The sequence below is a fragment of the Kitasatospora sp. SUK 42 genome, assembly GCF_015776785.2.
GTDB lineage: Bacteria > Actinomycetota > Actinomycetes > Streptomycetales > Streptomycetaceae > Kitasatospora.
This window is the reverse complement of the sequence record NZ_LFMD02000005.1, coordinates 513722-531087: the sequence shown is the minus strand read 5'-3', so window position 1 is coordinate 531087 and position 17366 is coordinate 513722. Positions and strand designations below refer to the sequence as shown.

The window sequence follows — 17366 nt, the reverse complement described above, 5'->3', positions numbered from 1 at the left end:
CGGGCCGGGCCGGACACGCCTCGGGGAGGCCGTGGCCCCCGCCGGTCAGGCGTTCGTCAAGGACAGCTGGTCCGCGACGACCACCCCGTCGTGGAGGACCGTGCGGTCGGTGCCGCGGTCCATGACCGCGCTGGTCGGGGTCTCGCCGTCGACCAGCAGGAGGTCGGCACGGTCGCCGACCGCGAGGCCGGGCCGGTCCGTGGTCCCCTTCAGGCGGGGCACCTCGTGGGCCATGATCGAGGCACCGCCGAGGGTCGCGACCGCCAGGGACATCTCGACCAGGTCGTCGCGCCGGAAGTTGTTGACGAAGGCCAGCTGCCAGGTGCGGTCGAGCATGTCGCAGTTGCCGTAGGGGCTCCAGTAGTCGCGCTGGCCGTCCTCGCCGAGGCCGATCCGCACGCCCGCCTCCACCAGGTCAACCAGCGACAGGTGTCCGCGGCCGGACGGCGCCACGGTGGCCATGGCGATGTCGAGTTCGGCGAACTCGTCGATGATGCGGCGGCTGACGGACTCGCCGACCGAGCCGAGTTCGTAGGCGTGCGACATCGTGACCTTGCCCTGCATGCCGAGGGCCCGGGTGCGCTCGATGACCAGGTCGGTGGAGAACACGCCCAGGTGGCCGGGCTCGTGCAGGTGGATGTCGACCTCGACCTGGTACTTCTCGGCCAGGCCGAACACGATGTCCAGGTGCTTCCTGGGATCGCGGTCCAGGGTGCAGGGGTCGATGCCGCCCATGACCTCCGCGCCCGCCTTCAACGAGGCCTCCAGGTAGTCGACGGTGCCCTCCTCGCGCAGGATGCCGGCCTGCGGGAAGGTCATGATCTGGACGTCGGCCCGGCCCGCGAACTTCTCCTTCGCGGCCACCACGGCCTCGAACTTCTCCAGCTTGCAGTCCACGTCGACCTGCGCGTACGAGCGCACCCGCGTCGTCCCGTGGGCGATCATCCGCTCCAGCGTGCCGGCGACGCGTTCGGTGAGCGGCACCTCGGCCGAGCGCCAGTTGTCCCGGTCGTTCATCGTCATCGTCCACACCCCCGGGCCTCCGGTGTGCGGCCTGAACGGCAGGCCGATCCTGGTCGAGTCGAGGTGGACGTGCACGTCGCTGAACGACGGCAGCAGCAGCCTGCCGCGGCCCTCCACCACCTCCCCCGCGGCAGGGACCGAAGAGACCGCGGGGTCCGCGGCGACCGTGTCGGCCGCGGGGTCGTACGGGCGGATCCCGGCGATGCGGGAGCCGGAGATTTCCACGTCGCTGGGCTCGCCGCCCCAAGGGCGGACGTTACGGATCAGCACGGTTGTCGTCACCTTTCTGTGGTCACATTCCTGTGGTGTGGTGGTGGCAGGCGATGGTGCCGCCCGGCACGCTGTCGGCGCACAGGGCGGCGCGTTCGGGGTCGAGGCGCGGCCGCAACTGGCAGCGCGAGCGGAACACGCAGCCGGAGGGCGGGTCGGTGGGGCTGGGCAGGTCGCCGGTCAGCCGGATGCGCCCGCTGCGGTCCGCGGCCGGGTCCGCCTTCGGCACCGCCGACAGCAGCGCCTGGGTGTAGGGGTGCCGGGGGGTGTCGAACACCTCGCGGGTCTCCCCGTGCTCCATGATCCGGCCCAGGTACATCACGGCGACGCGGTGGGCGAAGTGCTTGACCACGGACAGGTCGTGGGCGATGAACACGTAGGCGACGCCGGTGTCCCGCTGGATGTCCTCCAGCAGGTTGATCACCTGGGCCTGCACGGACACGTCCAGTGCGGAGACCGGTTCGTCGCAGATGATCAGCCGCGGGTTCAGGGCGAGCGCCCGGGCGATGCCCACGCGCTGCTTCTGGCCGCCGGAGAACTCGTGCGGGAACCGGTTGTAGTGGTCGGGACGCAGCCCGACCCGGTCCATCAGGTCCCGCACGGCCGCCTTGACGCCGCCGCGCGGCGTGATCCGCTGGGCCAGCAGGGGGGCGGCGATCGCGCTGCCCACGGACTGGCGCGGGTTGAGCGAGGAGGACGGGTTCTGGAAGACCATCTGCACCTGCCGCCGATACTCCTGGAGGTCGGAGCGGCGCAGCTCGGAGATCTCGCGGCCGTCCAGCCGGATGCTGCCGGAGGTGGGCTGCAGGAGCCGCATGAGCATGCGTCCGGTGGTGGACTTGCCGCAGCCCGACTCCCCCACCAGGCCGAGGGTCTGGCCGGCGTCGACCGAGAAGCTGACGCGGTCGACGGCCTTGACGCCGACGCCGGAACGGAAGGCTCCGGAGCGGACCGGGAAGTGCTTCGTCAGGTCGGTCACTTCGAGCAACTGCGTCATCGGGCCACCTCTCGGGCCGGTTGCGGGCGGGTCAGGTGGCAGCGCGACGGGTGCGTCCCGGGGCCGGCCAGCTCCGGCCGGCGGGTGTGGCAGGCACCATCGGGGACGAGGCCGGTGTGGGGGCACCGGTCGGCGAACAGGCAGCCTTCGGGCAGGGCCAGGAGCGAGGGCGGGAATCCCGGGATCGGACGCAGCCGCTCGCCGGTGCCCGTCAGCGACGGCATGGAGTCCAGCAGGCCCTGGGTGTAGGGGTGCCGGGGCTCCTTGAACAGGTCGGCGACGGTGGCCCGCTCGACGCAGAGCCCGCCGTACATCACCACGACCTGGTGGCACACCTCGGCGACCACACCGAGGTCGTGGGTCACCATGATCACCGCGGTGCCGGTCTCCGCCTGCAGCTCGCTGAGCAGGTCGAGGATCTGCGCCTGCACGGTGACGTCCAGGGCGGTGGTGGGCTCGTCGGCGATCAGCAGCTCCGGTTCGCAGACCAGGGCCATGGCGATCATCGCGCGTTGGCGCATGCCGCCGGAGAACTCGTGCGGATAGGCGTCGTAGCGCCTCCTCGGGTCGGGGATGCCGACCCGGCCGAGCATGTCGACGGCGGCGGCCGCCGCGGCCTTCCTGGTCACGGTGTTGTGCACCCGGTAGGCCTCGGCGATCTGCACGCCGACCGGATAGAAGGGGTGCATCGCGGACAGCGGGTCCTGGAAGATCATCGCGATCTTCTTGCCCCGGTAGGCGCGCATCTGCGCCTCGGTCAGCGCGTTGAGGTCCTGCCCGTCGAGCAGGATCTGCCCGGTGACGACGGCCGAGGTGTCCTTGAGCAGGCCCATGAGCGCCTGGCTCGTGACGGTCTTGCCGGAACCGGACTCACCGACGATCCCGACGGTCTCCCCGCGCGACAGCCTCAGGTCCATCCCGTTGACCGCGTGGACGAGGCCGTCGTCGGTCGGGAAACTCACCCGCAGATCGCGGATGTCCAGCAGGGGCGCGGCGTGTGGTGTGGTCATCAGGCAGCCCTCACTCGCGGGTCGATGACCGCGTAGACGGCGTCGACGACCACGTTGGAGACGATGATGAAGAACGCGGCCACCATCGTGATGGCCATGATCACGGGCAGGTCGCCGGACTGTGCGGCGTGCACCGCGGTGAATCCGACCCCGGGGACGGAGAAGATCTGCTCGGTGAGGACGGCGCCGCCGAGGAGCAGTCCGATGTCCAGTCCGAGCATGGTGACGATGGGGGTGAGGCCGGCCCGCGCGCCGTGGCGCAGGACGATGCCGCGCCGCGCCAGGCCCTTGGAGCGCGCCGTGCGCATGAAGTCCTCGCCGAAGGTCTCCAGCATGCTGCTCCGGGTGACACGGATGTACTGCGCGCTGAACAGCACGGCCAACGCCACCCACGGCAGCAGGTAGTTGAGGAACCAGGCGCCCGGGCCGGCGGCGCCGAACGGCGAGGAGATGGCGTTGGTGGTGAACGGCAGCACGTCCAGCGTGCTGACGAAGACCAGCAGCAGCAACAGCCCCGTCACCGGGATGGGCAGGGACACACCGACCGAGGCGGCACCCACGATCAGCTTGTCGGTGAACCGGCCCTTGCGCAGCGCGGCGAGCAGGCCCAGGCCCACGCCGACCACGGTCCACAGGACGATCGCGCCGCCCGCCACGGAGAGCGTGTACGGCAGGGCCCGTTCGAGGACGGCCGTGACGTCCTCGTTGGTCTGGAACGACTTGCCGAGGCACGGCCATTCGCAGAGCGTCTCGGTGCCGGGGGCGCCGATCATCCGGCCGTGCAGCAGGCCGGACATGTAGTCGGCGTACTGGGTGAGGAACGGCTTGTCCATCCCGAGGGCGACCCGGGCCTCGGCCACGCGGGCCGGGGTGCACTCCTGGCCGCAGGCCGCCGCGGCCGGGTCGGCGGGACCGAGCTGGAACAGGCTGAACGTCACGAAGCTGATGACGAGCAGCAGGGCGATCATCGCGGCGGAACGCCGCAGCAGGAATCCGGTCATGGGTGTGGCCTGTCGGCTCGCAGGGAACTCACCGTGGTACCTCTCATGGGCTGCGAAGGCGGGTGGTCGCGTCGGGTGGCGGGGTGGTCGTCAGCGTTCGACGCCGACGGTCGACAGGTCGATGCCGCCGAAGAAGTAGCCCACCTGCGCGCCGCGGACCTTCGAGCCGACGACGCTGTTGGTGTAGGTGCGCACGAGCGGGACCAGCGGGTAGTCCTGCATGGCGCGGTCGAACAGGGTCGCCCACTTCTTGCCCAGCTCCTCACTGGTGCCGTTGGCGCCCCGCAGCTCGTACATGGCCCGGGAGACCTCCGGGTCGTAGTAGCGCGGGACGTTGGAGAAGCCGTAGGTCGTGCCGTCCACGCTCGGGCCGAGGTTCGGGTCGATCGTGGTGCGGACCGAGCCGCTGTCGGCGCCGCCGCACCAGCCGCTGCGGGCGATGTCGGGCATCTGGTCGCCCGCCAGGGTGGTGAAGTAGTTGGCCGCCGGGATGGGGCGCAGCTCCAGGTCGATGCCGAGCTGCTTGAGGTTCTGCTGCAGGGTCGTGCCGATGTTCTTGTAACGGGGGCTGCTGTCGGCGTAGCCGTACACCAGCTTCTTGGGGTAGGTCTTGCCCTCCAGCAGCTTCTTGGCCTCGTCCGGGTTCGGCTTGCCGGACGGGTCCAGGGCGGTGTGCTGCTCAACGTAGCCGCGCTGCGCCGGGTTGATGTAGGACTGGGCGAGCGCGCCGAACCGGGTGCCGCCGTACTGCAGGTGCATGGCGCTGCGGTCGATGGACAGGGCGATGGCCTTGCGGACCTGCGGGTCGGTGATCGTCTGGGTGTTGAGGTCCAGGACGTCGGTGCAGCCGAGCAGGCCGGCGGCGGTGCGCTTCTTCACCTCGGGTGTGTTGAGCTGCGCGGCGTCGGAGACCTGGAGGCCGCCGTTGCTGTCCAGGGTGACGGCCGTCGGGTCGGAGTCGGCGATCAGCTGCTGGCTGATGGTGGCCTGTGCGGTGGAGAGGCTGAAGGTGAACGTGTCCGGCAGGGCCGGCCGGTTGGGGTCGGTGGCGGGATCCCACTGCTCGTTGCGGACGAGCTGCATCGCCCGGCCGCGCTGGTAGGACTTGATCTTGTACGGGCCGGAGGAGACGGGGTGGTTGGTGTAGTCCAGCTTGGTGTCCGCGCCCCTGGGCACCGGCGCCGTGTTCGACCGCGAGACCAGCGCCGGGAACTCGGCGAAGGGCTGCTTGAGGTGGAAGACGACCGTGCGGTCGTCCGGGGTGTCGATGCCCTTGAAGTCGCCGCCGTTGTAGGGGCCCTTGTAGGTGTCGTCGGAGAGCACGGAGTTCAGCTCCTGCGGCGCCTGGGTGTAGACGTCGCGTGCGTAGGTGCGCTCGACGCCGTACTTGATGTCCTTGCTGGTGATCGGGGTGCCGTCCTCGAACTTCAGCCCCTCGCGCAAGGTGTACGTCCAGGTCAGGCCGTCCTCGGAGTGGGTGCCGAGGTCGGTGGCGAGGTCCGGCACGATCGTGGGCGGCGCTCCCGCCGTCTCCTTGGCCATGGTCAGCGTGCGGTAGTAGAGCTGGCCCACGTTGGCGGTCTGCACGTAGTTGCTGTTGCCGGGGTCCAGCGTCTGGAAGTCCGTGGACATCAGGACGTTGACGTTGCCGCCCTTGGTGCTGAAGCCCTTGCCGACGTACACGGGGTCGAAGGTGCCGGTTCCGCTCTTGGCTCCGGCGCCGGGGGCGGGCTTGCTGCCGCTGCAGGCGGTCAGGGCCATCGCGGTGGTCAGGGACAGGGCGACTGCGGCTGCGGTACGTCGTTGCACTGGGGGCTCCTCGTGGGTGGGTGAGGGTGGGAGGGGCGTCGAACGCCACGAGTGGGGGCTCCAAGCGCATGAGGGCTCGAAGCCGGAAGGGGCTCGAAACGGGGGGGGGACAGCGGGCGGGACAGCGGGTGGGACAGCGGGTGGGACAGCGGGTGGGACGAGGGTTCAGTGGCGGGAGGACTTCGGGTCCAGCGCGTCACGGACGGCGTCGCCGAGCAGGTTGAAGGCCAACACCGTGATCACGAGGGCGCCCGCCGGGACGGCCAGGAACCACGGGTCGGACAGGTACCAGTTGCCGGCCTGGGCCGCGTTGAGGATCTGCCCCCACGAGGGCGTGGGGTCCTTGACGCCGACGCCCAGGAAGGACAGCGCCGCTTCCGCGGTGATGTTGGTGGGGATCAGCATGGTCGCGTAGACCAGCACGACACCCATCACGTTCGGGATGATCTGCCGGAAGATGATGCTGCGCCGGGACGCGCCGTAGGCTCGGGCGGCCTCCACGAACTCCTGCTCCCGGAGGGACAGCACCTGTCCGCGCACCACGCGGGCCAGGTACGCCCAGCCGAAGAAGCCCAGGATGATCACCAGTGAGGCCACCGGCAGCAGGCTTCCGGAGTCGAGCGCGGTGCCGCCGAGGCGGGACTGCAGGATCGGGGTCAGGGACAGGACGAGCAGCAGGTGCGGGAAGGCCAGGAACAGGTCCATCACCCGGCTGATCACCATGTCGACCTTGCCGCCGAAGTACCCGGCGGCCGCTCCGATCACGGTGCCGAGGAACACCGACACCATCGTGGACAGCAGCGCGATGACCAGCGAGATCCGGGCGCCGTAGGCCATCCGCGCGAAGATGTCGCGTCCCAGGCCCGGTTCGAGGCCCAGCCAGTGGTCCGTGGACGGGTACCGGTAGTACGACAGCGGCAGGCCCGGGGTGTCGACCCCGTCGAGGTAGTCGGGCCCGGTCAGGGAGGTGTACGGGTCCTGGCCCTCGATGGCCGACAGCACCGGGGCCAGGATCGCGAACAGCACGATCAGGGCCACCACGACCAGCGAGCCGACGGCGACGCGGCTGCGCCGGATGCGCAGCCAGGCCGTGCCCAGGAGGGTGCGGGCGCCGGCCGGCTCGGCGGCGGAGGAGGGTGCCGGGGGCGTCGTGGCGGACGGCGGGGAGAGCGTGGCCACCTGCTCGGCAGTGGGCACCGACGGGTCGGCACGGGGCGTCCGGCTCGGCGGCACATGCGGATCCAACACGTCGGTCCTCCGGCGCTCAAGGGGGGTGGGGTGCCCCGGACGGTATACCGAAATTCGGAGCCGCCACCAGACCTGACGCGACCGAAAAATCCTGCGGCGTGCCGATTTAGGCCTCCACCACTCCCCGAAACGGTCACCAATATGCACTTTGACCTGTGGAAATAGCAGACCTGGCCGAACGGCTGGCCAAGCCGGAACACGGTGCGCTCCGTCTCACGATCAGAACACCGGGAACCGGCCTCTTCCTCGTTTGGTATGCCAGCCTCTAGGTTGTCCGTGTCCGACAGCCTTCAGGAGGTCACATGCGCACGCGTTGGCGCGCCCGTCACGTACTCGCCCACCAGAACGGCGGCCACGCGCTGCTGCGCGACGGGGAGGTGGTGTGGGAGAACGACGTCATCGTCCATGTCGGCGGGCGCTACGAAGGCCCGGTCGACACCGAGGTGGACCTCGGCGACTCGCTCGTCATGCCCGGTCTGATCGACCTGGACGCGCTCACCGACATCGACCACCTCGTCCTCGACTCCTGGCACGGCCCCGCCATGGGCGGCGGGCTGCAGTGGTCCCAGGACTACTTCGGCCACCGCCGCCACGACGTCTTCACCCCCGACGAGCGGCGCATCGTGCGCGAGTACGCCCTGGCGCAGCTGGCCCTGCACGGCATCACCACCTACATGCCGATCGCCTCCGAGGTGCACAGCTCCTGGGCCGAGCCGTACGACGAGCTCGTGGCGATGGCCGAAACCTCGCGCCGCATCGGGCTGCGCGGCTACCTCGGGCCCGCCTACCGCTCCGGCGTCAACGTGGCGCTGCCGGACGGCGGCCGGGACGTGGCCTTCGACGAGGAACGGGGCCGCGCCGGCCTCCGGGACGCCGTCCGCTTCCTCGACCACCTCGACCGGCTCGCGGACCCGCTGCTCACCGGCGTCCTGCTGCCGTGCCGCATCGAGACCCTGACCGCGGAACTGCTCCGCGAGACGGCGGACATCGCGAAGCGCCGCGACGTCCTGGTGCGGCTGCACGCCCTGCAGGGCGCCCTGGAACGCGACGTGGTCGAGCGTCTGCACGGCACGACGCCCATCCAACTCATCGAGGACACCGGCCTGTTCGGAACCAGGCTGCTCATCCCCCACACCGTGCTCGTCGACCGCCATCCGTCCGTACACGGCGAGGACCGCGGCGATCTGGAACGGCTGGCCCGGGCCGGCGTGTCCGTCGTGCACTGCCCGCTGACGTCCCTGCGCTACGGGTCGGTCCTGCACTCCTTCGGCGCGTACCGGGCGGCCGGCGTGAACCTCTGCCTCGGCAGCGACTCCTTCCCGCCCGACCTGGTCCGCGGGATGGACGTCGGCGTACACCTCGCGAAGATCGTCGACGACCGGTTCGACGCGGCCCCGGCCGAGCACTACGTCGAGGCCGCGACCCTCGGCGGCGCCCGCGCGCTGGGCCGCGCCGACCTGGGACGGCTTGAGCCCGGCGCACAGGCCGACCTCGTCGCCTTCGACCTCGGAGACATCCGCGACGGCGTCCAGGACGACCCCGTACGCACCTTCCTCCTCAGCGGCACCGCCCGGCAGGCCACCCACTCCGTCGTCGCGGGCCGGCCGGTCCTCGTGGACCGCGCGCTCCCCGGCATCGACCTCCCGGCCCTCCGGCGGCAGGCCCAGGGCCTCTTCGATAAGATGCGGGCGGCCTACGGCGAACGGGACGTCATGCGCCGCGACGCCGACACCCTCTTCCCGCCCACCTTCCCCGACTTCCGAATCCAGGCATGACCGCCGAACCCACCACCTCGACGCACGTGGACCGTGCCGAGGCGTCCATCCGGGCCGGGATCCACTCCGGCAGCTATCCGCAGGGATCCCGGCTGCGGGAGCGCGAGCTCTCCGAGACCCTCGGCGTCTCCCGCATCCCGGTGCGCGAGGCACTCGTGCGGCTCGCCGCGGAGGGCCTCGTCGTCACCGAGCCGCGACGCGGCGCCACCGTACGCCAGCTGACCCTCCGGGACGTGGACGAGCTGTTCGACCTGCGTCTGAGCCTGGAGGTGTTCGCCGCACGCCGGGCCACCGAGCGCTGCGCCCAGGGACACCGCCCTCCCGAGCTGCAGCAGATCATGGACCGGGCCGAGGAGGCGACACGGCGCGGCGACGCCGCCGGCATCGCCGCCGCCAACACCGCCTTCCACGCCGAGATCATCACCATGACCGGCAACCGGCTGCTGCAGGCCTCCCTCCAACCCTCCCTCGGCCTCATGCACTGGCTGTTCCGCCTCACCTCCACCGAGGCGGGCCCGCATCTGCACTGCGAGGAGCACCGGGAGATCTGCCGCGTGATCTACTCCGGACGCCCCCAACTCGCCGAAGCGCTCGCCTACGCCCACATCGACATCCGCCGCGAACCGGTCCTGCAGGCACTCTCGGAGGTGCTCCCGCCCGCCTAGCCCGGTTCCCGCGATGCCCGGAGGTCCTCCCCGAGCCACGGGACGGTCCGGCGGTCGCGCCGCTCCGGAGGCAGCGCAAAAACGTAGCCGCCCTGAGCCCGACAGCCGGCCGTCCGCCCGTGGCTTTCATCAGACCGGCCCGAGCGAGACGGCCCACGCGAGCCCGGCACGCCACCCCGAACGGAGTCGACGCTTCGCCCAGCTCGTCCGCGAAGCCGCCGCCCACCGCACCCAGCTCGTCTGACCGAGCGCCGGGCGCCGGCACACGCCGCCCAGCCCGGCAACCGGCGGGTTCTCCCTTGGCCACTGGCCAAGGGAGAACCCCGGGTCAACCGACCTTTTCCTGCCTGGTGGTCGCACGGTGGTCGCCGCTCGCGCGCACTGGAAGGGAGAAGACCGGCGCGCTCGACCCTTCGAGGCGATCACCATGCGCTGCTCACCCACCCCCTCAGACGACCAGAACCGGGGACGCGTCTACCGACGCTGCGGCTGCCGCGACGACCACCGCCACCAGCTCGGCACCGCCTGCCCGCACCTCACCGCAGACCCGCACCACGGCACCTGGGCCTTCGCCGTGACACCCCGCCCGTCGACGGCCACCGCCGCACCGTCCGCCGCGCCGGCTTCCCCGACGAACTCCGCGCCAGCATCCCACTGCGGCGCTTCAACGAGGGCCTGGCCCTGTGCGTCATCACCGACCCCCGGCAGCGCACCGCCGACTACCTGAAGGACTGGCTGAACGAGAAGGAGCTGCGCCTCAAACCCACCACCATGGCCCGCTACCGCACCTACACCGAACAGGACCTGATCCCCGCCCTCGGCGCCATCCCCCTGGTCAACCTCACCCGCCAGCACCTGGCCGCCTTCGTCACCACCCAGCTGCGCCGGGGCCGCGGCCAGGTCACCGTCTACCGGATCACGGCCACCCTCTCCAGCGCCCTCAGCACCGCCGTCCACAATGGCCGCCTCGCCCGCAACCCCGCCAAACCCCCGCTCCTGCCCCGCCCGCCTCCGCCCCCAGACACCTGTGGACCGAGGAACAGACCGCCCGCTTTCTACGCCTCACCCACGTCACCGACCCCCTCTACGCAGACCTCGCCGAACTCATGATCGGCACCGGCATCCGCAAAGACGAAGCCCTCGCCCTGCACTGGGACGACGTCCACCTCCCCGACCGCACCCTCTTCGTCCGCGCCACACTCTCCGTCATCGACAACAACCAGCTCCTGCTCACCGCCCCCAAGACCAAGGCCAGCAGGACATGGGTCGCCCTGTCCGACCGCGTCGTCGACACCCGCGAAGACCGGGCGGGTTCACAGGCCTTCGGCGAGATCACCCCCGCCGGCGGCTACGTCTTCCACCGCCACGGCCGCCCCCTGCATCCCAAGAACGTCCTCGACCGCTTCCACCTGCTCTGCGACAAGGCCGGCGTCCCCCACATCGCCTTCCACGACCTCCGCCACCTCACCGCCGGCTTCGCCACGGCCGCAGGCGTCCCCCTGCCCGTCATCTCCAAGACCCTGCGCCACCGCACCCTGTCGACGACCGCGAACATCTACGCCGACCTCACCAAACTCGCCGCCCGCGCGGCCGTCGACGCCGTCACCTGGATCCTCGACAGCGCCGACCACACCGTCCTCGGACACCCCGTCTGCCGCGCCCAGGCCCCTGGCGCCAGCGCCCGCGCCTGCACCGGCAACTACCCGCCTACCAGCAGCCCCGAACAGAGGAACCAACCGCGCCCTGGCCGATGTGGCCCGGTGACCACCGTGCGACCACCAATTGACACAGAAACAAAAAGAACCGGCACTCAGTTTCCCAAGTACCGGTTCTCGCAACCGACTTCACAGTCTGGACGACAGGATTTGAACCTGCGACCCCTTGACCCCCAGCGGTCGAAAGGATGTCCGACTACTGTTCACCAGTCCGAATTCCGCAGGTCAGGGCCTACCTCGCCCACCATGCACGAAGCCTGATGACACCTCATGACACCCAGTCCGTGAGAGGCGCGTGAGAGGCAGGGGGCGAAGGGAAGTTCGAGACTGATTTGCCTCACACCCCCAAGGTAGCTCCGACCAGCTCCCTTGAGTGCCCCACCGCTCACCGTCCCAGGCCGCGACCCCGCGGCAGCCTGGAGACGGACCCCGACGGCCGGCGGCGTGGATTGCGTCATGCAGCCAGTCCGGCCACGCCGCAGAATCAGGCCCTGTGGAGAAACCACCACTGTCAGTCCTGGACCTCGACTTCGACGGCCGCGCGGATCTCCAGGGTGCGTTGGGCCAGATCCTCCGGGCGGATGTCACCCCTCCCGTCGATGACGCCGCCGACCGTTGTTCCGTCCGCCCATATGCAGATGGTCCGGGATTCGGTCGGCCCTGCCAGGACCGCACAGTCGAGCGCGCCGCCGAGCGGGCCGGCCGGGTAGTCCTGGCAGCCTTTCAGGCTCTCACCAGTCTCGCTGGACACTTCGGCCCCCCAGACCGCACCGAACTGCCGGTCCAGCTCCTCCCGGGCGTCGGGGAAGCTCCCGGTCATCCCGACCACCAGCAGAGTGCTGCGGTCCGACCCGGCGGACCCATAACCCGCCACCGACACCTCCCGGTAGCGGCTCAACGCGGTCACGTTCTTCTGGAGGCGGCCCGCTCCGCCGCGACCACCCCATCGTCCGGCATCCGCTGCTCCTCGCCGATCCGGTCCGCCAGGACGATCCGGTGCGCGCGCAGGGCTCCCGTACCGGTCACGGCCGCCACGGTCAGCGCAGTGAACAGGGAAACGACCACCGCACCCGCGATCCAGGCCTTGCGGGGCACCCTGCGGTACCAGGGCAGCGGGGCCGTCGGCTCCAGGGTATTGGCCCAGATCGCTTGGAGGCCGTTGGGCTTCTCGGACGGCTGCTCGGTCTCTATATCCGCCATGTCACCTCATTCATAGAAGAAGGTCCAACAGATTGCCGGACAGTACGCCAGCACTGCGGCCTGGCCGAGGAGCGAGTCCTCGACCAGGCCGCAGTGCTGTCAGGCGGGAGGCTGGACCTCCCGCGCGGCCCTACGGAACTTCGGCAGGCGTGGGCGTGGTCGCGGACGCTGCCCCCGGCAAGCCTCAGAGCGCACCAGGACCTGAACCCGAGTCTCCTGGGCGCCTGGCGCGCAAGGCGTGTACGCCTTCCAGGTTCCTCGTGATCGGGCGGTGACTACCCCGGTAGAGACAAGGGCAGGGGTGTGCGGGGTGCGCGGGGATCGGAACCGAGGACCACGACCACCTCGGCAAAGAGCCGGTCCGCCAGCTCACGGTTCGCTGGGGAGAAGACGTCCTCCCCAGTGACGTCGGCCTTGCAGAACCAGCCCGGCCCATCAGCCCCCAGCACGCGCCGGAGATGGAGCGTCCGGACGCCGTCCTCCTCGAACGGGAACTGGAGCCAGACTTCGGGCCCCGCAGGACCAGAGGCCTCTTCCAACAGGCTTCCGCGTTCCAACACCGTGGGGTTCTGGATCAGACCGGACCTGATCCGGTCCCAGCGGTCCTCAGCCCCGGCTGCGGCGAACGCCGAGAGCGTGACCTCGATGCCACCGACGACCAGCGCGACGGAGGTGATGACCCCGCCGTGCCGGAAGGGCCGGATCTCCATCCCCTCCACCACAGGGACCAGAAGGCCGCCCAGGTCAAGCCGGCCCTGTCGGGGCTCGGCCAGTTCCGTGACGTCCCACGGCCCGGTCGTGATCCCGCGCTCGGCGGCCTCCGCCTCGGGGGCCGCCTTGCCGGGGCCGCCGGGGCGCATCGGGTACGGGAGTCCCGCGCGGTGCGCCGAGAACCGCTCGACGTCGATGATCAGGCCGATCAGTTCTGCGTCCGACAGCTTCAAGTCGTTGACGAGGCCCAGGAACAGGTAGAGCTCGTAGGTGACGATCTCGTGATGCGAGAGCGTCGCCACGGCTCCGTCGTCGGCGTCGCCTGCGGCCCACAGGATGACGGAAACCGCCTTGTCCGCTGAGTACTTGACGTAGTTTCGGCTCGATTCCAAGGGCCATGGGCGCTTCCGCGCCATGAACTTGAGGATCTGCCGGAGCTTCACGGGCCGGCCGAACCTCCGCTCGACGATCCGGCGGAACGCTTCCTCCAGCAGGTCTTGCCAGGTTTCGCCTTCCTGCGCATCCTGCCGGAGTTCGGAGGACCAGCGCTCGTAATCCTCGTCATCCCCCCGGGTGAAGGCGTACAGCATCCGCCCGTTCGCGGTCCGTGGGCCGAATTCCATGATCGCCCTCCGCTTCTCTGTCACCGCCCGCCTCGGCTCCGCTTAAACTTGCTGGCGAATGCCACGACCGAGATGGCCAGTTCGAGGATTCCGCCCACACTGGCGTGCTCCTTCCCTTCGGGCAGTGAGGATCCCGTGTCCTTCAGCACGGTCCCAGTCAGACTACCGGCGGTGTCCTTGCGGTTCTCGGAAGTTTCCTTCTTGTCCTTGAACTCCTCGGCCGTCGCATCGCCGGGCTTCTCCCCCTTCTCCTCGACCGTGCTACCGGGCTTCTTCTCCGGCCAGGTGCCCGGCAGACGGGTGAAGTCGGTCGGGCCGGGCGCCTCCTCCGCGCCCTCTCCCGGCGGGCCAGTTGTGCACGAGCACCGGGGTGTCGTCGGTGACCACGTAGTAGGTGTGGAGGTCGTCGACGCTCAGGTTGTCGGCCGTCTGCGGCGGAGTGTCGTAGGTGCGGCCGGAGACGACGGTGACGTGCCCGTGGTCCGGGGTGGTGAGCTGGTCTCCGGGCCGGAGGTCTTCCGCCGCAGTCCAGCGGTGGGTGGTGTCGTCCCAGTAGGGGTGGTGGGCGGTGGAGGTGAGCTCGGTCTCCGGGCCCGGGGTGCCGTTCCCGTCGTCCTTGGCCAGGGTGAGGTCGGTGAACCGGGAGTCGTTCGGGGTGACGGTCTTGTGGGTGATCGCCTTCTCGGCGGTCTCGCCGGTCTGCGGGTCGGTCGCGGTGACGACATCGCCCGGCTGGAGGTCGCCGATCGGCTTGGTGCTGCCGTCTGCCATCAGAACCAATGACCAGGACCGGAGGACGCCCGCACTGCCCGTAGCCGAGCGGGATGTCGACCGGCGGGAACCACAGGTCGCACTGCGCGAGCTCGCCGGGTTGGTAGACGGTTCTGGAGACCGGGTCGACCGGCAGGTAGGCAGGCCGCAGCTCGCGCACCCGTTCACGCAGGATCGTCAGCCCGCGTTCCCAGCCGATCCGCTCCGCGATCACCGTGACCGGCATCGTCGGGGTCCGTTTCAGCAGTTCCCGGACAGCCGGCTCCACCGCGTCGACTGCCGAGCCCTTCAACGGCCGCTGGTACTTCGGCGGCCGGTCCGAGGCCAGCGCCCGCGACACCGTGCCGCGAGAGATCCCCAGCTGCCGGGCCACCGCCCGGGCCGACAACCCCCTCCGCCCGATGCAATCGGCGAATCTCGGCCCAGTCCTCCACGCGAATCACCCTCTCTTCCTCCTGACCTCCGAGCATTGAAGTCAGGATGATCAAGAGATCGCCGAGCGGCCCGCTTTTGATCCGCCGTCCGTGGTCCTCGTTTCACCCGTTGCCGACACACGACCGGGCAGGACGTGGTGACTGGGGTCGCGGAGGCGCCGTTGCAAGCCCTCCAGGGCTGATCACGACGGGTGCGAACCTCGGCAGCACGTACACGGGCTCGAAGTTGCAAGCCCTCCAGGGCTGATCACGACTCCACCCCGCCGCCGACCCACCAGCCGCTCTCGCCCAGTTGCAAGCCCTCCGGGGCTGATCACGACTGGAGCGCCGGCGTGGTCTGGGGATCGGGGAGCTCGTTGCAAGCCCTCCAGGGCTGATCAGGACCGGTCTTCCCGGCCGAGGTGTAGGCGGCCACGCTGATGTTGCAAGCCCTCCAGGGCTGATCACGACACGATCTGCGCATCCACAGTGGGTGTGCCGCGGCGGCGTTGCAAGCCCTCCAGGGCTGATCACGGCCCGCCTCCGTCGTGCTCGCCACCCGGGTAGCCGCGTTGCAAGCCCTCCAGGGCTGATCACGACAGGTCTGCGTCCCGTACGTGTGGGGCGGCGGCACGCGTTGCAAGCCCTCCAGGGCTGATCACGACGCCGGGTCCCAGCCGTCCGCCTCCGGGTTGTAGAGGTGTTGCAAGCCCTCCAGGGCTGATCACGACGACCGTCGCCCGGTACGCGCGCCTGCGCACGGTGGTGTTGCAAGCCCTCCAGGGCTGATCACGACGCACAGTGGTAGACGTACCACTTCGTCGAGCTGCGCCGTTGCAAGCCCTCCAGGGCTGATCACGACTGATGGTTCAGGCGGCCATCGAGCTGGCGGTGGCCGGTTGCAAGCCCTCCAGGGCTGATCACGACGCGGTTCCACGCCTGCCGGAGCCGAGCGGCACCGGGTTGCAAGCCCTCCAGGGCTGATCACGACCCGGCAGAAGGGCGGCCCGGACGCGGACGACAACACGTTGCAAGCCCTCCAGGGCTGATCACGACCGGCGGCCGGGTCGCGGTGATCAGCAGCGTGGCGACGTTGCAAGCCCTCCAGGGCTGATCACGACCTGCCACACGTCGGTGTCGGGGTTGCGGTGCCACTGTTGCAAGCCCTCCAGGGCTGATCACGACGGGGTGTGCGCGCACTGCCACGGCCATGGCCGCGCGTTGCAAGCCCTCCAGGGCTGATCACGACCGGAGGGGCAGATCCAGCGGGGGCCGCCCTCGAACGGGTTGCAAGCCCTCCAGGGCTGATCACGACCGATGTGCTCTGCGACCACGGCTACGACCCGATCCCGTTGCAAGCCCTCCAGGGCTGATCACGACCTGCGAGAACTCCTGCGCCCCTACATGCAGGCAGGTGTTGCAAGCCCTCCAGGGCTGATCACGACCAGGGTATCTACCACGTGGCGCTGGTGTTGGAGAAGTTGCAAGCCCTCCAGGGCTGATCACGACCCGACCCAACCGCCCCTCCCCCACCGGGGACACGGCGTTGCAAGCCCTCCAGGGCTGATCACGACGGCGGCCGGGCCGCTGTGGGACGACGAGGACCAGGGGTTGCAAGCCCTCCAGGGCTGATCACGACCGGGCGGCCGGCTGGCGTTCACCGTCCGGATGAAGGGTTGCAAGCCCTCCAGGGCTGATCACGACTGACCTGGCCGGTCTGGACGCCGAGGCTGGCCACGTGTTGCAAGCCCTCCAGGGCTGATCACGACGTGCGGCGGCGGCCACCTTCCGCCCTGCATGACGCCGTTGCAAGCCCTCCAGGGCTGATCACGACCCGGATCGTGAGCGCCCACGTCCTCGGGTACGGGATGTTGCAAGCCCTCCAGGGCTGATCACGACCCGAGGGTAAAGCCCAAGGTCAGAGCGTATGGGGACGCTGGGGAGTGTCATGAATTCGGCTCTTACAAGATTTTCGTAGCTGTTGATCGCCCTGGGCTCTGGTGTCAGCTGAGGAGAATGCGCTGGCGTAGGAGGCGGTGTCCGGCGCGGCCGTACGTCTGCCGCTTGAGCAGCTTGATCTTGTTGTTGACGCCCTCGGTGCGGCCGTTGTGCCAGGGCAGGGTGAGAGCGGCGTC

The 17366-nt window shown here is 69.9% G+C and carries 15 protein-coding genes, 1 pseudogene and 1 CRISPR repeat array; of the genes and pseudogenes, 4 read left to right on the top strand and 12 right to left on the bottom strand.

The window, feature by feature from the left end:
• Positions 1 to 45: 45 nt before the first annotated feature.
• The 6 genes from RZ50_RS20960 to RZ50_RS20935 all read right to left on the bottom strand — a co-directional run bounded on the left by RZ50_RS20960 (position 46) and on the right by RZ50_RS20935 (position 7289).
• Positions 46 to 1293 carry an amidohydrolase family protein gene (locus RZ50_RS20960; protein ID WP_217680683.1) on the bottom strand — a complete coding sequence of 416 codons (1248 nt, stop codon included), beginning with the start codon at positions 1291 to 1293 and terminating at the stop codon, positions 46 to 48.
• A gap of 22 nt (positions 1294 to 1315) precedes the next feature.
• Positions 1316 to 2290 (bottom strand): ABC transporter ATP-binding protein, encoded by a 975-nt coding sequence (locus RZ50_RS20955; protein ID WP_196948963.1) that lies wholly within the window; start codon positions 2288 to 2290, stop codon positions 1316 to 1318.
• Positions 2287 to 3300: an ABC transporter ATP-binding protein gene (locus RZ50_RS20950; protein ID WP_196948964.1), complete on the bottom strand. Its 1014-nt coding sequence runs from the start codon at positions 3298 to 3300 to the stop codon at positions 2287 to 2289. The genes RZ50_RS20955 and RZ50_RS20950 overlap by 4 nt, the downstream gene beginning before the upstream one ends.
• Complete coding sequence (locus RZ50_RS20945) at positions 3300 to 4301, bottom strand: ABC transporter permease (RefSeq protein ID WP_196948965.1); 1002 nt, start codon at positions 4299 to 4301, stop codon at positions 3300 to 3302. Before RZ50_RS20945 ends, RZ50_RS20950 begins: the two co-directional genes overlap by 1 nt.
• Positions 4302 to 4391: 90 nt before the next feature.
• Positions 4392 to 6110, bottom strand: coding sequence for an ABC transporter substrate-binding protein (locus RZ50_RS20940; RefSeq protein WP_196948966.1), 1719 nt, complete (start codon positions 6108 to 6110; stop codon positions 4392 to 4394).
• Positions 6111 to 6275: 165 nt separating this feature from the next.
• Positions 6276 to 7289 (bottom strand): ABC transporter permease, encoded by a 1014-nt coding sequence (locus RZ50_RS20935; protein WP_374199968.1) that lies wholly within the window; start codon positions 7287 to 7289, stop codon positions 6276 to 6278.
• 371 nt (positions 7290 to 7660) lie between these two features.
• On the opposite strand from RZ50_RS20935, the gene RZ50_RS20930 reads away from it, so the two are divergent.
• From RZ50_RS20930 to RZ50_RS20915, 4 genes are all read left to right on the top strand, one after another.
• Positions 7661 to 9133 carry a chlorohydrolase family protein gene (locus RZ50_RS20930; RefSeq protein WP_196948968.1) on the top strand — a complete coding sequence of 491 codons (1473 nt, stop codon included), beginning with the start codon at positions 7661 to 7663 and terminating at the stop codon, positions 9131 to 9133.
• Positions 9130 to 9798, top strand: coding sequence for a GntR family transcriptional regulator (locus RZ50_RS20925; RefSeq protein WP_196948969.1), 669 nt, complete (start codon positions 9130 to 9132; stop codon positions 9796 to 9798). Before RZ50_RS20930 ends, RZ50_RS20925 begins: the two co-directional genes overlap by 4 nt.
• Positions 9799 to 10569: 771 nt before the next feature.
• On the top strand, positions 10570 to 10908 hold the full coding sequence (locus tag RZ50_RS29380) for a hypothetical protein (protein WP_254802891.1): 339 nt from the start codon (positions 10570 to 10572) through the stop codon (positions 10906 to 10908).
• Positions 10905 to 11774 carry a site-specific integrase gene (locus RZ50_RS20915; protein ID WP_196948970.1) on the top strand — a complete coding sequence of 290 codons (870 nt, stop codon included), beginning with the start codon at positions 10905 to 10907 and terminating at the stop codon, positions 11772 to 11774. The genes RZ50_RS29380 and RZ50_RS20915 overlap by 4 nt, the downstream gene beginning before the upstream one ends.
• 250 nt (positions 11775 to 12024) lie before the next feature.
• On the opposite strand, the gene RZ50_RS20910 is transcribed toward RZ50_RS20915, so the two are convergent.
• The 6 genes and pseudogenes from RZ50_RS20910 to RZ50_RS20890 form a co-directional block, all read right to left on the bottom strand.
• A complete protein-coding gene (locus RZ50_RS20910; RefSeq protein WP_196948971.1) occupies positions 12025 to 12420 on the bottom strand; it encodes a hypothetical protein in 396 nt (131 codons plus the stop codon).
• A complete protein-coding gene (locus RZ50_RS20905) occupies positions 12417 to 12713 on the bottom strand; it encodes a hypothetical protein (RefSeq protein WP_196948972.1) in 297 nt (98 codons plus the stop codon). The genes RZ50_RS20910 and RZ50_RS20905 overlap by 4 nt, the downstream gene beginning before the upstream one ends.
• 275 nt (positions 12714 to 12988) lie before the next feature.
• Entirely contained in the window at positions 12989 to 14047 is a 1059-nt protein-coding gene (locus RZ50_RS20900) for a DUF3710 domain-containing protein (RefSeq protein ID WP_196948973.1), read from the bottom strand.
• A 261-nt stretch (positions 14048 to 14308) separates the two neighbouring features.
• Positions 14309 to 14818, bottom strand: coding sequence for a polymorphic toxin-type HINT domain-containing protein (locus tag RZ50_RS20895; RefSeq protein ID WP_196948974.1), 510 nt, complete (start codon positions 14816 to 14818; stop codon positions 14309 to 14311).
• Positions 14819 to 14852: 34 nt separating this feature from the next.
• Positions 14853 to 15261: pseudogene (locus RZ50_RS29375) on the bottom strand (helix-turn-helix domain-containing protein); the annotation flags it as partial.
• A 151-nt stretch (positions 15262 to 15412) separates the two neighbouring features.
• Positions 15413 to 17130: direct repeats of the CRISPR family, unit length 29 nt; unit sequence GTTGCAAGCCCTCCAGGGCTGATCACGAC.
• Positions 17131 to 17234: 104 nt separating this feature from the next.
• Positions 17235 to 17366: transposase (locus RZ50_RS20890; protein WP_217680711.1), on the bottom strand; the 132-nt coding region annotated here is incomplete at its 5' end.

What these genes read in the sequence shown, in the direction of transcription:
- RZ50_RS20955 (WP_196948963.1), bottom strand. Translation starts at nt 2,290, where the DNA reads ATGACGCAGTTGCTCGAAGTGACCGACCTGACGAAGCACTTCCCGGTC.
- RZ50_RS20950 (WP_196948964.1), bottom strand. Translation starts at nt 3,300, where the DNA reads ATGACCACACCACACGCCGCGCCCCTGCTGGACATCCGCGATCTGCGG.
- RZ50_RS20945 (WP_196948965.1), bottom strand. Translation starts at nt 4,301, where the DNA reads ATGACCGGATTCCTGCTGCGGCGTTCCGCCGCGATGATCGCCCTGCTG.
- RZ50_RS20930 (WP_196948968.1), top strand. Translation starts at nt 7,661, where the DNA reads ATGCGCACGCGTTGGCGCGCCCGTCACGTACTCGCCCACCAGAACGGC.
- RZ50_RS20925 (WP_196948969.1), top strand. Translation starts at nt 9,130, where the DNA reads ATGACCGCCGAACCCACCACCTCGACGCACGTGGACCGTGCCGAGGCG.
- RZ50_RS29380 (WP_254802891.1), top strand. Translation starts at nt 10,570, where the DNA reads ATGGCCCGCTACCGCACCTACACCGAACAGGACCTGATCCCCGCCCTC.
- RZ50_RS20915 (WP_196948970.1), top strand. Translation starts at nt 10,905, where the DNA reads ATGATCGGCACCGGCATCCGCAAAGACGAAGCCCTCGCCCTGCACTGG.
- RZ50_RS20905 (WP_196948972.1), bottom strand. Translation starts at nt 12,713, where the DNA reads ATGGCGGATATAGAGACCGAGCAGCCGTCCGAGAAGCCCAACGGCCTC.
- RZ50_RS20900 (WP_196948973.1), bottom strand. Translation starts at nt 14,047, where the DNA reads ATGGAATTCGGCCCACGGACCGCGAACGGGCGGATGCTGTACGCCTTC.
- RZ50_RS20895 (WP_196948974.1), bottom strand. Translation starts at nt 14,818, where the DNA reads ATGGCAGACGGCAGCACCAAGCCGATCGGCGACCTCCAGCCGGGCGAT.